Source organism: Streptomyces sp. HUAS TT11, assembly GCF_051553595.1.
GTDB lineage: Bacteria > Actinomycetota > Actinomycetes > Streptomycetales > Streptomycetaceae > Streptomyces.
On record NZ_CP196184.1, the window covers coordinates 252,734 to 274,459 of the forward strand.

Genomic DNA, 21,726 nt, shown 5'->3' on the forward strand with positions numbered 1-21,726 from the left:
GGGCTGTCCAACGCTTGCAGCAGCCGCCCCCGGGCCCTGTGCATCGCGCAGGGCAGTACGTTGTTCGCGAGTCGGCAGGCGACTCCGCCGTAGGACATGATGCCGATGGCTTCCTGGCGGTTGTCCGGGCTGGTCGGGACAACCTGCTGAGCTGCGCGGAGTCCGTCCGGACACGGCGTCCGGTCCGACCGCGAACTCGGCGCGCGGGACGCGCGGGTTCTGGGCGTGCTCGTCGGCCATCCAAAGGTTGATCAACGGGCGGCCCGGGTCAGACAGGCCGATCACCCGCCGACTGGGCAGGATCGGCCAGCGCCTGTCCTCCGGGCTCGCCCGCTACAGCAAAGTCGATCTTCTTTGTCTGGATGGATTCGGCTACCTCACTCGACCGCGAGGGCGCCGAACTCCCGTTCCAGATCTTCACCGAGCGCGAGCAGCGCAAGGCCACCGCGGTCGCGACGAACACCCCGTTCACCGAGCGGGACAAGACCTTCGGCGACGCCCGCCTCAGTGCGGCCATCGCCGACACGACCGCCTTCCGCTGATCCGGACAGGCACCGAGTCCCACCGCTTCCAGACCGCCCCGCTGACCCCTCCGCCGGGCCTGGCGGTCCCCGGGCATACGCGACGGCCTCTGGCGGCTCGTCCCACGGGCGTTGCTGCGGGGTGGCATGTCAGCCGAGTTCAGCGGCTCCTGCGATGAAGTTGCTGCCCACCGGCCGGACACGTGCCTGCCACCCCCACGCGGCGAGGTCGCGGACGAGTTGCCCAGGTTCGTGGAAGACCTTGACGATGCGGTATTCGCTGCCGTCGTCGAGTCGGCGCCGGACCGACGGCACGGGCTGCCCGGTGAGCACCTCCTCGCCAGCGGACTCTCCTGGCCCGTTGTCGATGAAAACGACCTTGCCCTCGGGAGCCAGGGCGTCCGCGACGGTGCGCCAGAAGCCGGGCAGACGGGCCGGCGGCACGTGGGAGAGCCAGAAGGCGAAGAAGACGGTGTCGTATCGGCGGGTCGGGCGCCATGCGAACACATCGGCGCACGTGAACTGAACCGTCGTGGCCCTCACGCGCTTGCGCGCGATGGCCAGCGCCTCAGGTGCGGCATCGACAGCGGTCACCGAGCGTGCCCGGGCAGCAAGTGGGCCCGTCCACTGGCCGGTTCCACAGGCCAGTTCCAACACGTCCCCCGTGACAGGGAGATTGTCGATCACCGGCAACAGCACTTGCAGGTCGCCGCGTTCGGAGTAGACCCGGTCGTATTCGGCCGCGCGGGCCCGGTAGTAGGCGACCTGCTCCCGCACGACAGCATCGGAATCGTTGCCCATATCCACCACCGTATCGGCACCCACGGCAACAGGAACGGGGGCGGTGCCGTGGCTGTCCTTGCCGTCGTGGTCAGGCGTCGAGCGGGATACCGACCTGCGCGGCGAACAGCTCGTTGGTGTACTCGCCGTCCCCGCTGTACAGGGCGGCCGTCCACGGCTCTTCGTACTCGGCGGCGGGTAGGTCGGCGTTCTCCCCCGGGTACAGGTACCCCTTGGGCCCGGTGTGCGCCTGGCCCTCGTCGGCCGTCGACTCCGTCGACGGCCCGTCAAGAAGGATCGAGGCCAGCGATGTAGTACTAGCCGGAACGCCCCGTGTGCGTCCGTCGCACGCCGTTTTGCAGCCAGCACTCCAGTGCCGTGTCAGCGATGTCCTGGAGTTCGTCGCGGCCGAGGCCGCTGGCAGCCTGGACGGCGATGCCGAACGCCACCGTCATGATATATCGGGCGAGTCGGCGGGGGTCTGCGTCGCGCGGCAGATCGTCCTCGTCGACAGCCCGCTGGAAACGCTCCTCAACGCGTAGAGCCGAAGTGTTCCGCCACTCGACCAGCATGTCGTGCGCGGGCCGTCCCGCTTCGCTCGACGCCAGCGCGACCTGCACGCCCAGGCATCCCGCGGGGCCGCCGGGGCGCGTCGTGGTCCGAACCGCTCCGCGGAGAATCGCCTCGGCCACACCTCGTGCGGTCGGCTCCTCGAGGGCGCGCGTCCCGTAGTCGGCCGGGCCCTCGGTGTAGCGCTCCAGAGCTTTGCGGAACAGCTCCTTCTTGTCGCCGAAGGCTGCGTACAGGCTTGGCTTCGTGATGCCCATGGCCTTGGTCAGATCGGTGAGGCTGACCCCCTCGTATCCCCGTTCCCAGAAGACCTGCATGGCGCGCTCAAGCGCCTCGTCGATATCGAACTCCCGAGGCCGACCCATGACGACGCTCCGCGAACCAGCCATGCGTGCAGCGTACTCCCCACCGAGCGGCGATCGGCGCTGAATTCTGTACCGACCGGAATGGAAGTCTTGCGCTCTCGGTTCTCACTCGCGACGGCGGTCACCACGGAGGTTCATGGAAGGCGTCGTCGCAGGTCAATCAGGGCCGAGTGCACGCACTCCGCGGTTCGGGGCGACAGAGGGGCCAGCGTGTCCGAGAAGGGAGGGCGCAAAGCCTTCGAGCGTTGCATCGGCGCTCAACGCCCATGAGTTCGATCGAATGACCGAGTTCATTCACGATGAGCTCACCGAGAACGGCCAGTCGCTCACACAGGGCGACATCATCGCGGAGCCGGAAGGGCACGGCGACACGGTGCCGGACATAAGGGCCGTCCCACCTCGGCGCGTCGGCACCTGCTTTCGGTGGTCACGCACGGACGTGTGCAGTACGGCCCGCATCGCCGATTCGACAACTTCTATTCCACTCGGAATATAAGTCGAGGAGTCGAGGTTCCCCCGTCCGTGGCAGCCGCCGCGACCAGAGCGCGGGAGCCTCGCACGTCATCAGCACCCGGAACCGCCCGATCCAGGGCGACAGGAAGGCATCATGTCTGACACCGACCTGCGCGACATCGAAGCGCTCAACGCCCTCAAGTCCGACGGCATCGCTGTTGTCACCGGCGCCAGCCGCGGCATCGGGGCGGCCATCGCCGGCCGTCTCGGCACCGACGGGTACACCGTCGCAGTGCACTACCGCGATGACTCGGCCGCCGCGGCCGACGTCGTCGAGAAGATCACCGCGGCCGGCGGCACAGCGTTCTCCTTCGCCGCCGACCTGGCCGAACCCGACACCGGCACCGCCTTCTGGGCTTCCTACGACGCAGCGGCGGGCGCGCTGCGCGACGTGCCCGTGCGGGTGCTGGTGAACAACGCTGGGATCGTCGTGAACGGCGTCATCGAGGAGACCGCCACCGAGGACTTCATCCGCCAGCAGCAGATCAACACCACCGCGCCGTTCCTGATCATCAAGGCCGCCCTGCCGCGCCTGGCCGACGGCGGACGCGTGGTGAACATCTCCTCAGGCGCCACCCGCGTCCCCTTCCCCGGCATCATCGGATACACCATGACCAAGGGAGCCCTCGAGGCTCTCACGCTCCCGCTCGCACAGCACCTCGGCCCACGCGGCATCACCGTCAACGCCGTCCGCCCCGGCACCACCGACACCGACATGAACGCCTCCTGGTTGCGCGGCAACTCCGAGGCCATGGCCACCGTCGTCGCGCAGCGCGCCCTCGGCCGCGTCGGCGAACCCGCCGACATCGCCGACGTCGTCGCTCTTCTCGCCTCCGACGACGCCCGGTGGATCACGGGCCAAATCATCGACGCCACCGGAGGCGAACGCCTGTAGGCCGGCCTCCTCCGGGGACACGAGCGAGATCCGAGTCGCGACACAGTCGACACTCGACGAGAGCCAGGCCGGCGCCCGGGCTCTCTGAGGTGCGATGACTTCGCGTGGGGCGAGGGTCGGTTCCGGGCGTCACATTCCGAGTTGTCGCTGTACGGCCTCGACGTCGATCAGGTAGTTCATCTCGTAGAAGCGTCCGTCACGGACCTTGTGGAAGAAGTGCTCGGCGTACTCGATCGTTTCGGAGTTCGGGGCGACGCGGAACCACTCCTTCGCGGAGGTGACGAACAGCAGCTGCGCGCGGGCGTGATCGCGACCGTGCCGATGAACCGCCTCCACGACCCCGCGGAGACCGCCGACGTCGTGGCCTTCCTCGCCTCCGACCGCAGCAGCGTCATGACCGGCGCAGAAGTCTACGTCGACGGAGGCGCCGACCAGGTCCAACCCCGGCGGGGTGCGCCGCCCACACGCAGCGCACCCCGCCAGGCCGCAACCCGCGTGATGAGGCAGCAAGACGGTTCGCCCGCCCACGGCTGTCAGAGGCGTCGTCTAGTCTCCGGCCATGAGCATGATCGGCGAGTACCTGCGCATTACGGCTGTTGAGCTCGGCCAGGTGATTCAGGACCTTGACTGGGCGCTGGATTTCGCCCAAGAGGTCCAGGACGCCGAGGAGGAGGCAGACCTCTTGCCGGCCGAAGCGCGGCATTTCAGCACGTCCAAGACCTGGGACATGCTGGGTTTCCTCTTGACCCGTGTCGACTTCCCGGTGGACGTCATCCATGGTGAGGAGCCGTTTGCCGAGGATGAGGACTGGGGTTACGGGCCGCCGAGGTACCTGCGCCCGGAGCGGGTGCGTCTTGCAGCGCGGGAGCTGCGTGCCACCACGTATGACCAGCTCGTTGACGGCGTGAATCCGGCCGACCTGACCAAGGCTGATGTGTATCCCCTGGCTGGGGCCTATCCCCTCGGATGGGATGAGCCTGGAGCGCTTCAGTGGGGGCGTCACTGGTACGACGGCCTGACGCAGTTCTTCGACGCTGCCGCGGCAGCGAATGACGCCATGCTCGTGTGGCTCGACTGACCGCGTCTGCCTGTAGGCGGCTACGCGGACCGCGTGGGCTGAGTCAAACGGGTCTGCGATCTTGAAAACCGACGTGGCGCGAGTCACCGTGGGTTCAAATCCCGCACCCAACGCACAGGCGAACGGCCCCTGACCAGGTGAAAAGGTCAGCGGATGGTGCGTCAAGCGGTGCCCGCTCGGCGCCGTGATTCGCCGTGGTGCCCCGCACGATCGGGCACGGATGGAGCACGGGCACCTTCTGATCCGTAGCTCTACAGAAACCGGCACTGGCAGTCATTGCGATCGCTTCGTGGTCTTCGAAGGGCGTTGCTAAACCTGATCGGTTGCTGTGGTTGCTGTACTTCGTTCCTGTACCGCACCTCGCGAACGGGGAGTGCCCAAGGTTGGACACGAAGCCCATCTGTGCCTCAGCCGACGACAGTCAGCCACGCCGGCGGGTTCGCCGACTGAGTAGGCGCGCAACGCGCCATGCGCTCATCTCTGCGTCTCGTAGTCACGGCTCACCCCTGTATCGGCCCCTGACGCCGAGGGTGCCACCGCCGAGAGCTGCACCGGCCCAGTTCGGCGATCGTTTCCCTCCGCTGAGCCAGTCGCGGCCGTGCCGTGATAATGGTCGGATGGAAGAAGAGTCGCCCGTACCGACGCCCGTCATCCTCGGCATAGACGACCTCCGGCCGCTGCCCTGGACCACGCGGATCGCGCGCAGCAGCGGCGAAGGTATCGAGCTCCTGCAAGAGCACCGCAACAGCTTCATCGACGAACTTTGGCTCGACCACGACCTCGGCGGCGACGACAGCATCTTGCCCGTGGTGACCCTCATGGAGAAAGCCGCTTTCAACGGGCGACCCTTCCGAATCGGCACGGTCTTCGTACACAGCGCCAACCCCATTGGCTCCGAGACCGTCGTCCGGTCGCTCGCGCGCTGGGACTACTCGGTCCGGCGGGCGACGGTCTAGGAATCTGATTTCGAGATCCGGCCTCAGCCTTATCAGGTCGACCACAGGGGACTGGTGGTCTCGGTCAACCGGCCGCAGCCCGCGAGGGATCGTCCTCCGGGGTTCGGCACCGACCGCCCGCGTCCGGGGCTGTTGGTGTCAGGGCCAGAACATCGAACACCGCTACAACACCCGCACCATCAGTGACATCCACCCACACGTTCGCACCCGGGCGTGGAGTTCACGACTCGATCGTTTCCCCGTCCCCCGCGTCGACCAGCAGCCGGACCACCAGGGCTCGGCCCTCCTCCCCGTTCAGGTCGTCGGGGCCGTAGGAATGCTTCGGCCAGTACGCGCGCCCGTCGATCCACGGGACGCCCATCGGAGACTCGTTCGTCCGGCCACGGACTTCGAGGTTGCCGACGGGCTCCACGGGCAGGTCAGCCGGAAGCCCGCGTTGCCCCGGGAACCGGGGCTGAGGCAGCGGCAGAGGCCAGAGTTCCAGTACCGCCTCGGGCCGGACGTGGTCGCTCCCGCCTGCCGGGAACAGCACCAGCAGGCGATCCCGCCCCAAGGCGGGTCGTACAGCAGGGCATACCGCTTGGACACGGGGCCGGGCGCGCAGGCTGCGCGGGCCAGGGCGCTGGCCGTGGCACCTCCACCGCTGCGAAGGCGGTAGCCTCCGTAGAGCGCCAAGCCGACTGCGACCACGAGCACGAACAAGGCCTGCGGCGCCAGCGAGGAATCCCCGACCAACGCGTAGATCACTAAGGGCTGTCCCGCAAAGGGCTGGCTGGCGCCCGCGCCGGGTGGCTGAGCGGGATACTCGCGGGACTCCGACGTAGGGCTGTGACAGCCTGCCCACATGCCAGAGCTGCGTGTTCATGCGGGTCGTCACTACGCCATCCAGTTCCACTACGCATTGCCGGACGGCGCTTGGTGTGTGGAGCTGAGCGAGGCCGTCCCGGCGCCGGCCGCGTGGGCTGAGATCCCCAACGCCGTGACGCACTTGCCTGGAGCTGCCTTCCTGGTGGCGGTGATACCCGACGAGGATCCGGACCGGGAGCCGACCGTCCACATCCACAGCCACGACGAACACGTCATCCCCTACCAGATCATGCGCTGGTTCATGGAGCACGTGGCCGAGCAGGTTGAACGCTGCCGCATCGCCTTCGAGCAGGGAGAAGCCGGAGCAGTGGAATGATCACGAAGTGACTGGTGTGATCACGGCGTCGGAGCCCTCCTGGATAGCCCCGCTCAGCGGGCTGAGCCCGCGTCAGTTCGGCAAGCTGATCACCGCTCTCCGACGCGGGGGTGCAGATCCGGTGCGCAGGGGCAGGCCGTGGAGTCTGCCGCTGGAGGACCGCGTGCTGCTGGTCGCCGCGTACTGGCGGCGAACCAGACGCTGCGCCAACTGGCTCCGCTCTTCGAGGTGTCCAAGTCCGCAGCCGACCGCATCATCAACCACCTCGGACCCGTGCTCGCGCTCCAGCAACGCAAGCGGTTCCGCAGGGACACCGTGCTGATCGTGGACGGCACCGTGGTCCCCACCCGCGACCACACCATCGCCGAGCAGTCGAAGAACTACAGATACTCCACCAACCACCAGGTCGTCATCGACGCCGACACCCGGCTGATCGTCGCGGTCGGCCGGCCGTTGCCCGGCAACCGAAACGACTGCAAGGCGTGGGAGCTGTCCGGAGCGAAGGCCGCGGTCGGCAAGACCACGGTCATCGCGGACGGCGGCTACCGGGGCACCGGCCTGATCATCCCGCACCGCCGCGACCCCGGCCAGAGCGAACTGGAGGCATGGAAAGAGCAACACAACACCTCCCACCGCAAGGTCCGCGCTCGCGTCGAGCATACTTTCGCCCGGATGAAGACCTGGAAGATCCTCCGTGACTGCCGCCTCAAGGGCGATGGCGTCCACCACGCGATGCTCGGCATCGCCCGCCTGCACAACCTCACCCTCGCCGGGTGACGACGAACAGGCTCCTTGTCAGGTCCATCACGGGGGCTCCGCGACGTCGGCCAACTGGACGGAGCTCCCGGGTGGAAGTCCGTCCGGTCCCGCGCTGACCACTGCTGCCCACGCCTGTTGGTGTGAGCCGGTGGTGCCAGCAGTAACGACGCCAACGTACGGACTGGACAGGACGGTTCCGCCTTGCCTAGCCGCCACCGTGGGGACGTTGCTCTGCGTGGTGCCTCCTGCTATCGGCAATTGCTGTGATTTCCGGGAGCGGGCACGGGCTGGGCAGGACTACGGAGTGCTGTGAACGGCGGAGTCCAACACTTTCGACTGCGCGTCGACAAGATCGCTCGGGATACTCGCAGACGTTCCGGGAGAGTCGGAAGCCGTCTTATAGATCGCCAGCGTGGAACCGTGACGTATGGCGATCACGCTGGTGGGGAGCTTCAGGCCGTCCTCACCAGGTTCCATGGCCAGCTTGAGACGGAAAGCGACGCCGTCGTCGCCCTGCGGTGGGTGGTTGGTGGCTTCGACATCTTCGTAGGTCACCTTCATGGGACCCGCCGTGTACCCCTTGCAGGACTTCAAGGCCGCGCGAAGCTCGCTGATCACCCGAGCGGCATCCGCTGAGTGGTACGACACGAGGGTGAGGATCGCAGAGTGGCCCTTCCTGCCCGCGATGCGCTGCACACTACCAACGGGGGTGTAACCGCTGGCCCCGTCCACTGCCGCGCTGACCGGCGCGCACAGGGAAGGGCTGGTGTTCGTGCGGCGTGCGGCATGGATGACGCCATTGCCGACGCCCTTCGTGCCTGCCCCAACCTCTTCCACCTGGACTCCGGGAAGGTCGTGAGCGTCCACAACGGCATCTTCAAGCTGCTGCTGAGACAGCATCCGAACATTCTGCTCGGTGCCCCGGCTGCCCGTCGCCTTCGCCGTTGGGGCGCCTCCGTCATGCCCGCCGCCGCAAGCCGTCATGCCGATGCCCATCAAAGCCATAGCTGCCAGGTGTCTTCGCCCGATGACCCTGCTCATGACCCCTCCCCTTGTTCGCACGGTGACGAGGAACGATACGACAGATCATCGGGCAAGCTGCGTGCGGGCCTCTTCTCGCTCCACCCACCACTTTCCCAGCTCCCATCCCGTCCGCCGTCGACCCACACACTGAGGACCGGGCGTGGTTCCTGGTGTCCAGGTGGAGCGCGCCCCTGCATGTGCACTGCCGGTCAAGGCCCAGGATCCCGGCCGGTTGACCTGGGCCTTTGCTACGCGCTGGGGCTGGTGGGCGTGGGCGGCGGATTCGAACCGCCGACATCTGCCTTGTAAGCCCGATGGTCAGGGTCATCGAGAGTACGCACACGCTCAGTCCTGGGCGCGACGGCTTGGGGTCCACCTGGAAGAGGTGGAGGGCATCCCCTCTGACACCTTCCGGGACATCATCGACCAGCTACCGCTCGACCCGGACGACGAGACATGGGGCAAGAAGGTCACCACCGTGACGACTCCGGAGGAAGCCTTCAGCCTGGCCGAGCGGGACTTCGGTGCAACCACTGACCGCTGGGCCAACATGGGCTTCGTCAGCAGCGAGTACTACGACCACGTAACCTCCGGCCGACCGGATCTCACAACGAGCAAAGCACACCAAGATCCTGACCGGGACCGCTGGCACGTGCCTTGTAAGTTCGGGCCAGGCTCCCGTGTTCGCGATCAACCCCGCTGGACCGATCGACTGGGGCGGCATCGCCGGTGGCGCAGGCTACTTCGACCAGTCCCACTTCGGCCACGAGTTCCGGGCGTTCACCGGGCTCACGCCGACCCGGTACGTCGAAGTCCGGCGGCGGTTCCTGCGCGAACATCCCGGCCACGCGCTGGACGGTTGGCCGCTGCCGGCCGATTGATTTCTTACAAGAGCGACAGCTCACGACACGCTAATTTGGGGGCACCCCAAAGCAGAGGAGAGCCCCGTGGGCAAGGTGGTCATGTACAGCTCGGTGTCGGTGGATGGCTTCGTCGCCGACGAGAACGACCAGCCCGGACCGCTGTTCGACTGGCTGTCCAGCGGTGACGTCCCGTTGGACGAGAGCGGCGAGCTGAAGGTGTCGCAAACGTCCTACGACTACACCCGGCCGTACTGGAACCAGATCGGGGTGACAGTCGTCGGCCGCCACGTCTTCGACATGACGGACGGCTGGGACGGGAAGCCTCCGGGCGGGATCGATCACGTGGTCGTCGTGACGCACCGGCCGGAGCCCGAGGGCTGGGACCCCGAGGCGCCGTTTCACTTCGTCGACGGCGTCGAGGCAGCCGTGGCCAAGGCGCAGGAGCTTGCGGGTGACCGCATGGTCGAGGTCGCCGCCGGCGAGGTCGGTGGCCAGGTGCTTGCCGCGGGTCTGGTCGACGAGGTGCGCATGGACGTCGTACCCGTCGTGTTCGGGTCCGGCAAGCGCTACTTCGGGTCGGTCGACGCGCAGCACCTGTTGGAGGATCCTGACGTGGTGATTCAGGGCAACCGGGTGCTTCACCTGCGCTATCGGGTGCGCCGTTGACCGATCCGAGGGGGTACGCGAAGAAGTCCACTGCGCACGGTGACACAAGATCGGGCCTCGGGCTGCGTTTGCGCATCGCTGTCCCTGGCAGGCAGCCGACGCCGATCCGCCCCGGCTCCCATTCCGTCCGCCGTCGGCCCACACACCGTGGAGCGGGCGCCGTTCAGGGCGTCCAGGTGGAGCGCGCCACTGTACGAACGACTGTGAGGATTGATCACGGCACCCTCGGCGGTCTGACCCACCGAACTCGGCCGCGGCTGTGCCCACCAGATCGTCGAGAAAACGATCCGGGTCTTCCACGGCCAAGAGCTGATCACCACCGTCCCCGTGTCACCAGGAAGGAGATGGTCTTCCGAAAGTCCGGCGAACACAACCGCCGGAAGGTCGTCCAGGGCAGACGTCCAGCATCACCCGACGCCAACCTGTCAACCATCAACTGAGACTTGACAGCGCGGGGGCATGCGTCGAAGTCGTACTCAGGATGTAGGAGGCGGCATCGAGCGTCATCTCGTTGATCTCGACGGGGCGGCCTTCGTCCGCGAATGCAGTCCGACGGATGAGGATGACAGGAGTACCCGCGGAGATGCTCAGCTGCGCCGCTTCATGCTTCGAGGGCACGCGCGAGCGGATCTCCTCGCGGAAGTGCACCGGCTTGTAGCCGAGTTCGGCAGGCCGTTCATACGTCCGCCGGGACCCGTGTCCTCCTGAGTGATTGCGGATCCTGCGACCACAGTCGTGGCAGGTAGCTCGTCGCGAGCAGGACGGGCTTGCCGTCCAGAACGAACCGCCGACGCCTCACGCAGACGCTGTCTTCCTCGGCCAGATCGAGGACCAGACTGACGCGCTCGGGAGCGGCCTCCTCGGACTCCGCCACCTGATCCACAACCAGTGCACGGCTCTCGACGTCGCAGACCGGAAAAGGCGGCCAATTCGGCTCGGCTCGATGATCCGCGAGGCCCGGGGTGATGTGGATTCTGGACTTTGTGGCACGGGAGTGGCACGACCGTGATCACAGCGAAGGGCCAGTTCGAGGGGATCAAGCCTCTGAACTGCCAGTTCATCGTGTGCCCCCGGTAGGATTCGAACCTGCGACACCCGCTTCAGGAGTTCAGCCAACTGAGCGACCTACCCACATGCCAAGCCCGCTGCCGGGCATAGTGAGTGCCCTTGGAGTCGCTCGTGACCGCTCCACTGTGCTGACGTTGCCGTTAGGGTCTGCCGTCACCACCGTCTTGGCCGCGACGCGATCCGCTCGATGAGCCTGCTGCGTCCTTTCGGGGTGAGCGGCGCGTTGCGGTCGGTCATGCGGCTGCGGCGTCTGCTGGGGAAGCGGTGGCGGAGTTGATGGATGGCGCCTGTTTGGGCAGTAGGAGCGGGGTCGGGAGCAGGAGGGCGCCGGAGACGATGATCGCGCCCAGGGGGCTGGTGAGCGTCGCGATTACGCCCCAAGCGACCATGAGCGTCGCCTATGCGAGCTTGCTGCTGACGCTCCACGCGCTGAGAGCTTGAGCCGCGTGATCGGCAGGGGCGCGCTGCAGGCGTTCTGTCGCGCTGATGGGGTTGAAGAAGCCCATGGAGACGATCAGCAGCCCCTCCACGAGGATCACGGTGAGAAGGCCAGGGATGCCGGGGCGGGTGAAGGCGAGTCCAAGAGGGAAGATCGAGCGCAGCCAGCCGGTGACGGTCATGACGCGGTGCCGTCCGTAGTAGGTCACGAGGCGCGCGGAGAGGCGGGCGCCGACGAAGCCGCCGAGCGCCGGGATACCGAAGGCGAGACCGTATTGCCAGGCCGGGAAGTGGTACTGACCGAGCAGTAGCACGGCCAGGAGCGCGCCGGTTGCCATGATCGGACCGTTGACGGCCATTTGGTTGAGGAACAGGCGCCGCAGGACCCGATCGTGGAAGATGCATCGCCAACCGGTCAGAAGGTCGGCGGCGCGCAACCTGGTGGCCGGATCCCTACGTGCCGCGACGTCGTCTCCGCGGTTGCGTAGGACTGCGAGCGCGGAAAGTAGGTAGCTGAGGGCGTCCGCCGCGACGGTGATTACCGGGCCGAGCACCCCGATGAGCATGCCGCCGAGCGGCGGCCCTGCCGCAGTCGCCACCCAACTCGTGCCCTCGAACCTCCCGTTCGCGACAAGGAGGAGATCGCCTCGAACGAGGTGTTTCAGGTAGGCGCCGGAGGCTGCGGTGAAGACGATGCTTGCGGTTCCTGAGATGACCGATACAACGAGTAGTTGGCCGTAGGAGAGTAGGCCGAGGAGGTAGGCGATAGGAACGCTCGCCATGGCCAGGAAGCGGATGAGGTCCATCCCGACCATCACGGGCCGCTTGGCGCGGCGCTCGATCCACGGCGCGAGCGGGACAGCCACGGCCGCCGCGACGGCAAGGCCGGCCGCCTCCAGGAGCGAGACGGCGAACGCTGGCGAGTGCAGCACGCGGACCGCGATCAGCGGGAACGCTCCGAAAGCGATCCACGTGCCGTGAGTACTCACTGCGTAGGCCGACCACAGCAGACCGAAACTGCGTTCCAAACGCATGCGCATGAATCTCCTTTGCGACTACCGATGTGCGAGTCGGTGAATCACATCAACCGCCCCGGGGCGCGACCAACCAACCGTTTAGTGTGGTCCACAACGATCAGTTGGGGCCGCCTAGGATGTGCCAATGGATACCGAAGCGGTACGATCGTTCATCCGTGCCGCCGAACTCGGACAGCTGCAGCAGGCAGCGGACGAGCTCGGCGTGACGCAGCAGGCCGTCTCGAAGCGGATAGCGGCCCTCGAGCGCGAGCTCGGCGCCCGGCTGTTCACCCGCACCTCCCGAGGGGTGGAGCTGACGCTCGATGGCCAAGCGCTGCTTTCGCACGCCCGGAGCATCGTCGCGGGTGTTGATCGAGCCGTAGCCGCGGTCAGGCCGGGCTCGCGCGCCCTTCGGATCGACGTTCTCGGCCTGAGGTCTGCGCAGGCCGTGATCCTGCATGACTATTGGCGGTCGCATCCCGAAATCGACCTCGACGTAGTGACCCTCAGGGTCAATGACCCACGCACGGCGGTTGCCGCCGTCCAAGCAGACGAAGTCGACGCCACGTTCCGCACGATCACCGACCCTGCCGCCCTGCCCCGCGAGCTACAGATGGTCCGCGCGTTCGACTCTCCGCTGGAACTCGTCGTCGGCCCGCGGCATCCGCTCGCCTCCGCCAGAGCACTGACGCCGGCCCAGTTGCGCGGACATCGCATCTGGGTGCCGGGCATCGCGCCGCGAAGTGAATGGGCCGAGTTCTACGATCAACTCACCACCGAATTTGATCTCCGCGTCGACGCCGCCGGCCCGAATTTCGGCAACGAGGTACTCCTCGACATTCTCGCGGACTCCGCAGACGTGGCCACGCTCGTCGGCGCGCGCGACCGGTACATCTGGCCAACGAGCTACGACATACGCCGCATCCCGATCATGAACCCGACGCTTGCCTACCCGATCTCGCTCATCTTGCCCAGAGCGAATCCGCACCCCGGGCTACAAGCGATCATCAACCACTTCGGAAGCCTGGCCCCTCTACCCGAGACAACATGGCTCCCATCTTGGGCAGCGATCCCACGCCGTCGTAACGACGACATCTCCCCGCACAGTCACTGAAACTCAAGCGTCAGCGCTAAAGTCAGCGGTTGATATCAGCAACCGGCTCAGGCTCTGGGGTTTCGGCCGTGAATCCGTGCTCTGTTGGGCGCGTCTCTCACTGCGCGAGCCAGCCTGAGGCTCTTGGCCCACCGTTCACGGCGACACCTTGTCGGACGGTTCGGATGTACTCGAATCCTTGCCGGAGGTAGTACGCCTGCAACCCATGGTCGAGGCATCCACCGAATCCACTTCGCGCCCGTTCGGTGGGCCCGATCGTTCGCCCAGTCCAGGAGCCGCCCGTCCAAGTTCTGTCCGGAGTGCGTGTGTGCCACGGTCAGTTTGTTGATGAACAGGGAGGCTTCCCGAAGTTCCTCGTCGGTCGGTCCAGAGGCCCTCTTCCGTGTCTGGGGTCAGCGTGAGTGTGGCTGCCGTCGTGTCGCAGTCTCGCACCATGAAGACGACGCCCGCCTCTATCGTCGCGAGCAATTTATCTGCCGGATAAGGGCGTTTGCCATTGGTCGCTATCGAGGCGGGTCAGCCAAGTTGCTGCCTCCTCTCGGAAGGCAAGCAGCTTGGCCAGGTCCTCGGGTTATGCGGGGCAGATTCTCACTGAGGCTCGTTCTCGTCGCGGCCGGACAGGTTGCCGATCTCGTAGTTCATCTGGTTCAGGTCCCCCCGGTACGTGGCGACCGTGCATCGGACCGGCCGGTCCTCCGAGTAGCCGGTACGGGCCCAGAGCAGCTCCGGCACTCCGGCTCCGACCCGTGGTCGTTGCCGTCAGGATCGGGCCGTCACCCCCGCCAGTGGGGCTGTCAGTGTCTTCCGTGACAATCACCTCGCCAGTTGACCGTGCCGACGGAAGGCATCTGTTGTCCACGCTCCATGAGTTCACGACCTGGGAACCATTGCTGCACGTCCTGCGGTCCACTCACACCGCGACGCCAGGCGCTCCGGGCGGTCACATCGCCGGACGGATCGCCACCGACGCGTACAGCATGTCGATGCCATGGGGAGGAACGTTCACCATGCACGGGCATGCGTCTGACGCGGCGGACAAAGAGCCCGAGTTCGACGCCGTGCAGCGGGTACGGGGCTCGCTCGCGGAGGCCGGTGTCGACGGCGTCTCCTTCGTGACCCGGATGTCCCCGGACGGCCCGGCCGCGCTGCACCTGCTCCACTTCGGGCCCGCCGTGGAGGCCGAGGTCGGCGGGCCGCTCCCGGGCGCGCTCGCGCTGGTCGAAGGCGCCGTGCCCGAGCCCTGGCGTCGGCTGCCCGATCCGATGCCCGCCGCGGAGCTCTCGCCGGCGGCGGATCCGGCGGCACTGGAGAGCTTCCTGCTTGAAGGCTCCCCCGCCTGAAGGCGGGGATTCCCGTCCGGTCTTGCGGCCGGACGCCCCTTGCGGGGTGCCTTCGGGCGTGTGTGGGGATTCCAGGCTCAGGCAGCCTTCCGGGCCAGCGGCCCGGAAGGTCTTACGCCCTCAGCACCTGCCGGGCACCAACCCGCCCGGACCAGCATCACGAACGCGGAATTCTTGTCCCGAGGGCGCACGGCTCCGCATCGCGTGCAAGTATACGTTCGTTCCGAAAGAGGCAGCGCGTGCTTGGTTCTCGCTCCGCAGTCTGCGCACTCCATCGTGGTGTGCGCGGGATGCACCAGGCGCACATCCCGCCCATGTTTGCGGCCCATCTCGATCAGGGCGCGTTTGGTTGCCGAGACGGCGGCGTCGGCCGCCTTCTTGGCCATGGTGGTCTTCGCGAGGAACTTCGGGCGGAAGTCTTCCACCGCGATCCGGTCATGGTCACGGACCACGGACTTGGCCCACTTGCGGCCGGTGTCCTGACGCTGCCCGGCGACCTTGGCGTACGCCTTCGCGCGCAGCTTCTTCGCCTCGCGGTAGCCCTTCGAGGCGGCCTGCCCCTTGGCCGGTCGGCGTCGGGCCGTCATCCGGTCATAGCGCGAGAGCTTCGACTGAGCCTTCTTCCCGTGCTGGGCGTGGGGAAGGTCGTGGTCCTCGCTCGTGGTGGTCGCGCTCTCCTTGACGCCCCAGTCGATCCCGATCATGCGGCCGGTCTCCGGCAGGTGCTCAGTGGTGGCGGTGGTCACGAAGGACGCGTACCAATGGCCGATGCTGTCGCGGTACACGCGCACCGAGGACGGCGACTCGGGCAGCCAGCGCGACCACACCACCCTCAGCACGATCCCGCCCGCCAGGTGCAGGCGCCCGTCCTTGAGACGAAACCCACGCCGGGTGTAGCCCAACGACGGGTCGGCCTCCCGCTTCTTCTTCCACCGGGGCATCCCCGCACGCTGCCGCATCGGCAGCCGGGCCTTGATGTCCCCCAGCGCCTTCGCCCGCGATTTCGCGAAGTCGCGTACGACCTGCTGCTGCGGCACGCTCGCGCCCCGCGCGAGCCACGGCGTCACCCGGCGCGCCTGGGTCAGCATCCTGTCCAGCTGCGCCGGGCCACACGTCAACCTGTCCTCAAAACGCCCCTCGTTGTGCAGGTACACGGCCTTGGACTTCGCCACGCACTCGTTCCAGATCCAGCGGCACCGGTCCCACTCCGCTTCGAGTGCAGCCCGCGCGCCTGCGGACACGCGAAGACGATACGTGTACCGGGCGTGCCCGGCATCCCCACTCGTCGTCGCGTCCGTCGTCATGAACCCGAATCTATCCGAGAGCACTGACAGCCGGGTGGAAGCGACTTGGACGGGGCTGTTCACCTGCGTTCATGGGCGGCCCGTCGTGGGAGCGGCCACCGCCTCCGATCCGGCTGAACGGCCATGAACGGCGCTGAATGAGACGGAAAATGCGACGGACGGTGCGGCTGTCGGCGGTCACGTAACTCCTCACCAGGGGCCCCAACTTCCCTGCCCGCATGTCCCAACGAGGCCGACGTCTCCTGCGGCTGGTGATCCGTGGAGGGTGCGCACCGGTCGGCTCACCTGATAGGAGCCGGCTCGCACCCCGTCTCGTGCCTCAAATTCTCGGCGTGACACACACGGGACCCTCCGAAGAAGAGACGCCGGATGGGCTGCTGGGCTGGTGCCTGGTGGCCAACGTGGCGCGGGAGACCTCGCACGGCGAGAGCGGCCTCGACGTCGACCACGGCACGAAGCACTTCCGCGCGGGCACCCTGCTGTAGCTCCCGCCCGCCCGCTGGGACCCCGGCAGCGGGCGTTGGCACGCGGTGGGCCGGCACCGGGGCAACAGCCGCCGGTACGTCAACATGGTCGTACGTGTGGAGCACCTGGAGAACTCCCGGGTCAAGGGTGTCTACAGCGAAGCCCTGGTACGCAGCCTCAACGGTTACGACCATGACCCTGCCGTGCCACGGACCCTGCAGAATCCGTGGACCCGCGAGCGCGCCCAGAGCTTGGCGGACGGCGGCAACCGGCACCGGGAGCCTCTCTTCATCGAAGGCCGCCCCTACGCTCACCCGCGGATCTCCGTTCCCAACCCTCGGCCGGCAGAGATCCAGCTCGACGGTGAGACCCTCCACCTCGCCCGCTACGGCCCCAGAGGAGCTCACTACAGCCGCACGACCCCTCCCGTGGAGTGGATCCCCGAGCCGTGATCGGCGCGTTCGAACGATAGGGCGGGGAAGTTGGCGCCGCGGATGGGGAATTACGTGACGTTTCACAGAGGCCGGGCTCGCTAGCATCTTCACTGTTGGGTGGCATGGCTCTGTCCGCAAAGGATCACGACGCATCGTTGTCAACGGTACGGCCTACCGCCGGCGGCTGCGTGGCAGGCCAACGTGCTTCCAGGGCTTGGACAGGTCTCCGTGCACGTTCGTGGTCGAGCGTGCGGACACCCCGGGTATGACGGTTGTGGCCACTTCCGATCAGCCGCATCCGAGCAACTGGGTCGGTCGCGAGGTTGAGCCTGTGCTGCCGTCAGGTGTTGCTGACGCTGTTCGCCTTGCTTTGAGTAAGGGTTGGACTCCGTCGGCTCCGGGCTCCACATTCCACCTCGACCGGTCCGCCGGATTCACAGCCTCGTTTTGGAGAGCACCGCCTTGGACGTCGTCTCATTTGGCGAGTCTGCGGTAGCAGATGAGGCTGCAGGCGATAGCGGTGAAGGCCAGGAAGTGCTCGGCCTTGCGTTCGTAGCAGCGGTGCAGACGGCGGCAGCCGCCCAGCCGGGACATCGTGCGCTCGATCGTTCAGCGGTGCCGCCGAGCCGGGTGGAGGACTCGAGCCTTGCGGGCGATGCGGTGCGGGCTGCCTCGCTTGCGCAGCCAGCTGCGCCTGGAGAGGGACTGCAGGTCGTGGTTGCGCAACAGTTGTCGGCACTCGCGCCCGGCCTCACATGATCTTTCGTATCGATGCCGCCGCAGTGATCGGGGGTTGAGCTTGACGCGGCCGTCCGACGGGACGCCCCGCGCCGGGACATCGAACCGTCGCGGAGACCCTGTGCCGACGAGATGGCGCGCGGGCCTCGCGGCGTCGACTTCATCACGATTGACGGGAGCGCGCCCGAACACTCCGACCGCTCCAAGGCATGAGCCAAGACAGGGTCAGGCCGCCGGGAATTGCCGTCCGTTGCGGTGACCGCCATCTGGCGTTCATACCTGTCTCACCGCTCCGGTCGACCGTGCTTCCTAGCGTCTGTGAGTGCGCGCACCGCTGACCTGCCGCAGCCCGCTGTCAGGTTCGGAGCGCTGCTGTCCGGTCGGTGTGCGACTGCACCCGACGACGCGAAAGGCCCCTGGAATGTCCGAAGAACCCAAGCAAACCAGAATCTCTCGTCGCAACGCGCTCGGCCTGTTCGGCGCGTCAGTGTCCGGCGCCGCCGCCGGGCCACTGGTCCTCGGCGCCGGGACCGCCGAGGCGCTCCCGGCGAAGTCGGAGGTCACCGGTCTCACCACCGGATCGGCCACCACCCCCGTCCAGGGCCTGCACCTGACCTTCGGCGCCGACCCACGCAGCCAGATGGTCGTCTCATGGGTCACCGACGCGGCCGTCAAGAACCCCCGGGTCGTTTACGGCACGCTGAGCGGCGGCTTCGGCTCCACAGTGCACGCGACGACGAAGACCTACGTGGACGGCACCTCCGGGCGGACCGTCTGGGTCCATCACGCGCTGATCAGCAAGCTGAAGGCCGACACCGACTACCTGTACGCGGCCCAGCACGACGGCGCCACCCCCGACGCCGGCACCTTCCACACGGCGCCGTCCGGCCGAGCTCCGTTCACCTTCACCAGCTTCGGCGACCAGGGTGCGCCCAGTGTGACGTGGAAGACCGGAGCGAACCCGGCCGACGCCTCGGGCCGGGACTTCGAGCCCAACGCCACGCCTGCCGCTGCCGACATCGTCACGGGCGTTGAGAAGGTCGGCCCGCTGTTCCACCTCCTCAACGGTGACCTCTGCTACGCCAACACCGGGCCCGACCGCATTCGCGTCTGGCACGACTTCCTCACCAACAACAGCCGCTCGGCGCGATTCCGTCCGTGGATGCCGTGCGCGGGCAACCATGAGATCGAGCTGGGCAACGGCAAGCTCGGTCTCGACGCGTACCAGACCTACTTCGAGCTGCCCTCGACCGAGACCCAGCCCGAGCTCGACAACCTCTGGTACTCCTTCACGGTCGGCTCGGTGAAGGTGATCTCCCTGCAGAACGATGACATCGCCCTGCAGGAGGGCGGTGACATCTACATCAAGGGCTACTCCGGTGGTCGGCAGCTCGCCTGGCTGGAGCAGGAGCTCAAGTCGGCACGGGCTTCCAAGGCCATCGACTGGATCGTCGTCTGCATGCATCAGGTGATGATCAGCTCGGCGACCGCCGCGAACGGCGCCGATATCGCGCTGCGCGCGGCGTACGGCCCGCTGTTCGACAAGTACGGCGTCGACCTGGTGGTCTGTGGCCATGAGCACGACTACGAGCGCTCGTTGGCGGTGCGTGGCGTCGTACCCGGCAGCGTCACCCTCACACCCAACCCGAGTCAGACCGCACTCGACGTGATCGACAGCGCGCACGGCACGACACACATGGTCCTCGGCGGTGGCGGCGTGTCCGGCATCACCAACAACAGCTTCACCACCGACGACGCCGACGGTCACGGGCATCACTCGGCATACGTCCAGATGGAGCACGTCGGCAAGTTCAACTCGGTCAAGGAGAAGGAGACGGCGGTCTGGATCGGCGTCCGCGACGCGGAGCATCCGTACGGCTTCGCCGAGTTCGCCGTCGACCCGGGCCGTCACCCCGGTGACATGACCCGCATTCATGTCACCTACTACAACATCATCACGCCCACAGGTGAGCTGTCGGTCTTCGAGAAGTTCACACTCCAACGCCGTCGTAGTGACGGCGGCCACGGCCAGCACTGACCCACCGCGACTGGAGCCTGTCCGGTCGATCATGTGCGGATCAAGATGATCGAGGGCTGCGGCGGTGACGGTGCCGAGGTAGACGTAGCTGCGCTTGTCGTAGCGCGTGGCAACAGCCCGGGACTGTTTCAGCTTGTTGATGGCCCGCTCAACGGTGTTGCGTTCTTTGTAGGTTGCTTGTCGAAGCCGGGTGGCCGTCCGCCGCGTGGTCCTTTGCGCTGGCGGGCGGCCTGGCTGTCGGTCTTCTCCGGGATAGTGTGGCGGATGCCCCGGCGGCGCAGCCTGTGCCGGCAGGGCCCGTTGCTGTAGGCCTTGTCCGCGGCGAGGCTGTCTGGCTTCTTGCGTGGCCTTCCCGGCCCGATCCGCGAACCCGGATCTTGTCGAGCACCGGCTCGCGTTGCGTGCAGTCTGCTCGCTGCCCTGGCGTGATAACCAGGGACAGCGGGCGGCACCGGCCTTCGGCGCTCAGGTGGATCTTGGTGGTGAAGCCGCCCCGTGAGCGGCCCAGTCCTTCACCTGCTTCACCACCTCCACCAGGCGGGCGTGAAGGCTCTGCCAGGGCGGTCCGCCGTGGTGTTCTGGCCCCTCGGCCCCCTTTGAAGCGGGTGCCGGCGACGGGTCGGTGCGGGCACCCGCCGCATGCTGATGGGCACGAACGACGGTTGAGTCGACCGAGACGTCCCAGTCGATCTCGCCTGCGGCGTCGGCCGAGGCCTGGACCTGCTGGAGCAGGCGTTCCCACGTTCCGTCTGCCGACCACAGCCGGTACCGTTCGTAGACCGTCTTCCACGGCCCGAACCGTTCAGGCAGGTCACGCCACTGCGCCCCGGTCCGCACCCGGTGCAGAATCCCGTCGATCACCTGCCGGTGATCCCGCCACCGGCCACAACGCCTGATCGGCAAGAACGGCCGCAGCCGTTCCCACTCGGCATCGCTCAGATCACGCCGACCCATGCCCGCATCAACGGCCTGAACGCGCCGCAGTCACGTCAACCGGGCGAGTTCTAACCGGACGGCCGGATCAGAGCGAACCGCGCACTCATGACGGGACCAAGGTGGTCGACAAGGCCGTATCCGGGCTGGCCCGGCCACGGCAGGTTGAAGAGGAACGAGGTGGCAACCACCTCGGTCACTTCAGGGACACCGAGTCGAAGCTGCTCTTCCAGGAACCTCAAAGTGACTCGCCAGTCCGTCTCATCTCCTCCCAGGAACGATGCGACAGTCTCCTGAACCACATCCCAGAAGAACAGGTGGGACAGGACACCGTCTTCGTTGAAGACGTGCGACTCAAACAGATCCTCGAATCCCGGCGAGGCCGCTACCAAGTCCCGCACCAGCTGAACATCTCGCTCCACAACACCCCCTGGTGCTCAGGATAGATCCACTCCGGCAGCGGACATGATCGACCGGACATGCTCCAGCAGCAGTAGTCGTCAACGCCTGGGGCCCTTGACGTGTGGGGCTCGAACACCAAATCGAGACGCGACATGCTCTCCGCAGACCAACTTGCCGCAGGCGGCATGAGATGGGCGTAGGGGTGGATGTCGAGGGCGGGGGTGGGTGTGTAGGTGGTTGATATTGGCGGACGGGTCGGCGCCT

Annotated in this window: 20 protein-coding genes and 8 pseudogenes; 15 read left to right on the forward strand and 13 right to left on the reverse strand. The window is 67.0% G+C overall.

The genetic code is table 11. The annotated features are described in order from the left end of the window. Positions 1-362 precede the first annotated feature (362 nt). Entirely contained in the window at positions 363-542 is a 180-nt protein-coding gene (locus tag ACSHXN_RS01275; protein ID WP_355132404.1) for an ATP-binding protein, read from the forward strand. Between the two features lie 129 nt (positions 543-671). On the opposite strand, the gene ACSHXN_RS01280 is transcribed toward ACSHXN_RS01275, so the two are convergent. Both ACSHXN_RS01280 and ACSHXN_RS01285 read right to left on the reverse strand, forming a co-directional pair. Further along, positions 672-1,322, reverse strand: a complete 651-nt coding sequence (locus tag ACSHXN_RS01280; protein WP_355132405.1) for a class I SAM-dependent methyltransferase — start codon at positions 1,320-1,322, stop codon at positions 672-674. A gap of 296 nt (positions 1,323-1,618) precedes the next feature. Continuing rightward, the gene (locus ACSHXN_RS01285) at positions 1,619-2,260 is read right to left on the reverse strand and encodes a TetR/AcrR family transcriptional regulator (protein WP_355132406.1); all 642 of its coding nucleotides are present in this window, start codon (positions 2,258-2,260) and stop codon (positions 1,619-1,621) included. Positions 2,261-2,843: 583 nt separating this feature from the next. On the opposite strand from ACSHXN_RS01285, the gene ACSHXN_RS01290 reads away from it, so the two are divergent. Continuing rightward, entirely contained in the window at positions 2,844-3,644 is an 801-nt protein-coding gene (locus ACSHXN_RS01290; RefSeq protein WP_355132407.1) for an SDR family NAD(P)-dependent oxidoreductase, read from the forward strand. Between the two features lie 129 nt (positions 3,645-3,773). Here ACSHXN_RS01290 and ACSHXN_RS01295 read toward each other — a convergent pair whose 3' ends face one another. Continuing rightward, positions 3,774-4,085 carry a hypothetical protein gene (locus ACSHXN_RS01295; RefSeq protein WP_438306552.1) on the reverse strand — a complete coding sequence of 104 codons (312 nt, stop codon included), beginning with the start codon at positions 4,083-4,085 and terminating at the stop codon, positions 3,774-3,776. Here ACSHXN_RS01295 and ACSHXN_RS01300 point away from each other — a divergent pair. The 3 genes from ACSHXN_RS01300 to ACSHXN_RS01310 all read left to right on the forward strand — a co-directional run bounded on the left by ACSHXN_RS01300 (position 3,966) and on the right by ACSHXN_RS01310 (position 5,678). Further along, positions 3,966-4,244 carry an SDR family oxidoreductase gene (locus tag ACSHXN_RS01300; protein ID WP_438302443.1) on the forward strand — a complete coding sequence of 93 codons (279 nt, stop codon included), beginning with the start codon at positions 3,966-3,968 and terminating at the stop codon, positions 4,242-4,244. The two genes, ACSHXN_RS01295 and ACSHXN_RS01300, sit on opposite strands and share 120 nt — an antisense overlap. After that, positions 4,204-4,722, forward strand: a complete 519-nt coding sequence (locus ACSHXN_RS01305) for a YfbM family protein (protein ID WP_438302444.1) — start codon at positions 4,204-4,206, stop codon at positions 4,720-4,722. The genes ACSHXN_RS01300 and ACSHXN_RS01305 overlap by 41 nt, the downstream gene beginning before the upstream one ends. 617 nt (positions 4,723-5,339) lie before the next feature. Beyond that, positions 5,340-5,678 (forward strand): cyclic-phosphate processing receiver domain-containing protein, encoded by a 339-nt coding sequence (locus ACSHXN_RS01310; protein ID WP_438302445.1) that lies wholly within the window; start codon positions 5,340-5,342, stop codon positions 5,676-5,678. 220 nt (positions 5,679-5,898) lie between these two features. Here the strand turns inward: ACSHXN_RS01310 and ACSHXN_RS01315 are convergent, their stop codons facing one another. Next, entirely contained in the window at positions 5,899-6,039 is a 141-nt protein-coding gene (locus tag ACSHXN_RS01315; protein ID WP_438302446.1) for a hypothetical protein, read from the reverse strand. Between the two features lie 483 nt (positions 6,040-6,522). On the opposite strand from ACSHXN_RS01315, the gene ACSHXN_RS01320 reads away from it, so the two are divergent. Continuing rightward, positions 6,523-6,861, forward strand: coding sequence for a hypothetical protein (locus ACSHXN_RS01320; protein ID WP_438302447.1), 339 nt, complete (start codon positions 6,523-6,525; stop codon positions 6,859-6,861). 7 nt (positions 6,862-6,868) lie between these two features. Beyond that, a pseudogene (locus ACSHXN_RS01325) lies at positions 6,869-7,638 on the forward strand (transposase). 279 nt (positions 7,639-7,917) lie between these two features. Here the strand turns inward: ACSHXN_RS01325 and ACSHXN_RS01330 are convergent. After that, complete coding sequence (locus tag ACSHXN_RS01330) at positions 7,918-8,661, reverse strand: hypothetical protein (protein ID WP_438302448.1); 744 nt, start codon at positions 8,659-8,661, stop codon at positions 7,918-7,920. A 662-nt stretch (positions 8,662-9,323) separates the two neighbouring features. On the opposite strand from ACSHXN_RS01330, the gene ACSHXN_RS01335 reads away from it, so the two are divergent. The 3 genes and pseudogenes from ACSHXN_RS01335 to ACSHXN_RS01345 all read left to right on the forward strand — a co-directional run. Then, entirely contained in the window at positions 9,324-9,524 is a 201-nt protein-coding gene (locus ACSHXN_RS01335) for a hypothetical protein (protein ID WP_356114545.1), read from the forward strand. A gap of 66 nt (positions 9,525-9,590) precedes the next feature. After that, the gene (locus ACSHXN_RS01340) at positions 9,591-10,172 is read left to right on the forward strand and encodes a dihydrofolate reductase family protein (RefSeq protein ID WP_438302449.1); all 582 of its coding nucleotides are present in this window, start codon (positions 9,591-9,593) and stop codon (positions 10,170-10,172) included. A 243-nt stretch (positions 10,173-10,415) separates the two neighbouring features. After that, positions 10,416-10,612, forward strand: a pseudogene (locus ACSHXN_RS01345) (hypothetical protein); the annotation flags it as partial. 20 nt (positions 10,613-10,632) lie between these two features. On the opposite strand, the pseudogene ACSHXN_RS01350 reads toward ACSHXN_RS01345, so the two are convergent. Next, positions 10,633-11,079: pseudogene (locus tag ACSHXN_RS01350) on the reverse strand (GntR family transcriptional regulator); the annotation flags it as partial. 394 nt (positions 11,080-11,473) lie between these two features. Continuing rightward, positions 11,474-12,718 (reverse strand): annotated as a pseudogene (locus ACSHXN_RS01355) (MFS transporter). A gap of 121 nt (positions 12,719-12,839) precedes the next feature. On the opposite strand from ACSHXN_RS01355, the gene ACSHXN_RS01360 reads away from it, so the two are divergent. Beyond that, on the forward strand, positions 12,840-13,808 hold the full coding sequence (locus ACSHXN_RS01360; RefSeq protein ID WP_438302450.1) for a LysR family transcriptional regulator: 969 nt from the start codon (positions 12,840-12,842) through the stop codon (positions 13,806-13,808). A gap of 22 nt (positions 13,809-13,830) precedes the next feature. On the opposite strand, the pseudogene ACSHXN_RS01365 reads toward ACSHXN_RS01360, so the two are convergent. Next, positions 13,831-14,370: pseudogene (locus ACSHXN_RS01365) on the reverse strand (GNAT family N-acetyltransferase). A 26-nt stretch (positions 14,371-14,396) separates the two neighbouring features. Further along, positions 14,397-14,552 (reverse strand): annotated as a pseudogene (locus tag ACSHXN_RS01370) (GntR family transcriptional regulator); the annotation flags it as partial. A gap of 107 nt (positions 14,553-14,659) precedes the next feature. On the opposite strand from ACSHXN_RS01370, the gene ACSHXN_RS01375 reads away from it, so the two are divergent. Next, a complete protein-coding gene (locus tag ACSHXN_RS01375; protein WP_438302451.1) occupies positions 14,660-15,148 on the forward strand; it encodes a hypothetical protein in 489 nt (162 codons plus the stop codon). 77 nt (positions 15,149-15,225) lie between these two features. On the opposite strand, the gene ACSHXN_RS01380 is transcribed toward ACSHXN_RS01375, so the two are convergent. Continuing rightward, a complete protein-coding gene (locus ACSHXN_RS01380) occupies positions 15,226-16,452 on the reverse strand; it encodes an RNA-guided endonuclease InsQ/TnpB family protein (RefSeq protein ID WP_438302452.1) in 1,227 nt (408 codons plus the stop codon). 332 nt (positions 16,453-16,784) lie between these two features. Between ACSHXN_RS01380 and ACSHXN_RS01385 the strand changes: the two genes are divergently transcribed. After that, complete coding sequence (locus ACSHXN_RS01385; RefSeq protein WP_438302453.1) at positions 16,785-16,937, forward strand: hypothetical protein; 153 nt, start codon at positions 16,785-16,787, stop codon at positions 16,935-16,937. A 96-nt stretch (positions 16,938-17,033) separates the two neighbouring features. Next, complete coding sequence (locus tag ACSHXN_RS01390; protein WP_438302454.1) at positions 17,034-17,369, forward strand: hypothetical protein; 336 nt, start codon at positions 17,034-17,036, stop codon at positions 17,367-17,369. Positions 17,370-17,825: 456 nt separating this feature from the next. Here the strand turns inward: ACSHXN_RS01390 and ACSHXN_RS01395 are convergent. Further along, positions 17,826-18,044: pseudogene (locus ACSHXN_RS01395) on the reverse strand (IS5/IS1182 family transposase); the annotation flags it as partial. A gap of 466 nt (positions 18,045-18,510) precedes the next feature. On the opposite strand from ACSHXN_RS01395, the gene ACSHXN_RS01400 reads away from it, so the two are divergent. Next, the gene (locus ACSHXN_RS01400) at positions 18,511-20,127 is read left to right on the forward strand and encodes a purple acid phosphatase family protein (protein WP_438302455.1); all 1,617 of its coding nucleotides are present in this window, start codon (positions 18,511-18,513) and stop codon (positions 20,125-20,127) included. Positions 20,128-20,178: 51 nt separating this feature from the next. Here ACSHXN_RS01400 and ACSHXN_RS01405 read toward each other — a convergent pair. Next, positions 20,179-21,081 (reverse strand): annotated as a pseudogene (locus tag ACSHXN_RS01405) (IS5 family transposase); the annotation flags it as partial. Positions 21,082-21,131: 50 nt separating this feature from the next. Then, positions 21,132-21,482, reverse strand: coding sequence for a hypothetical protein (locus ACSHXN_RS01410; RefSeq protein WP_383358768.1), 351 nt, complete (start codon positions 21,480-21,482; stop codon positions 21,132-21,134). Positions 21,483-21,726 lie beyond the last annotated feature (244 nt).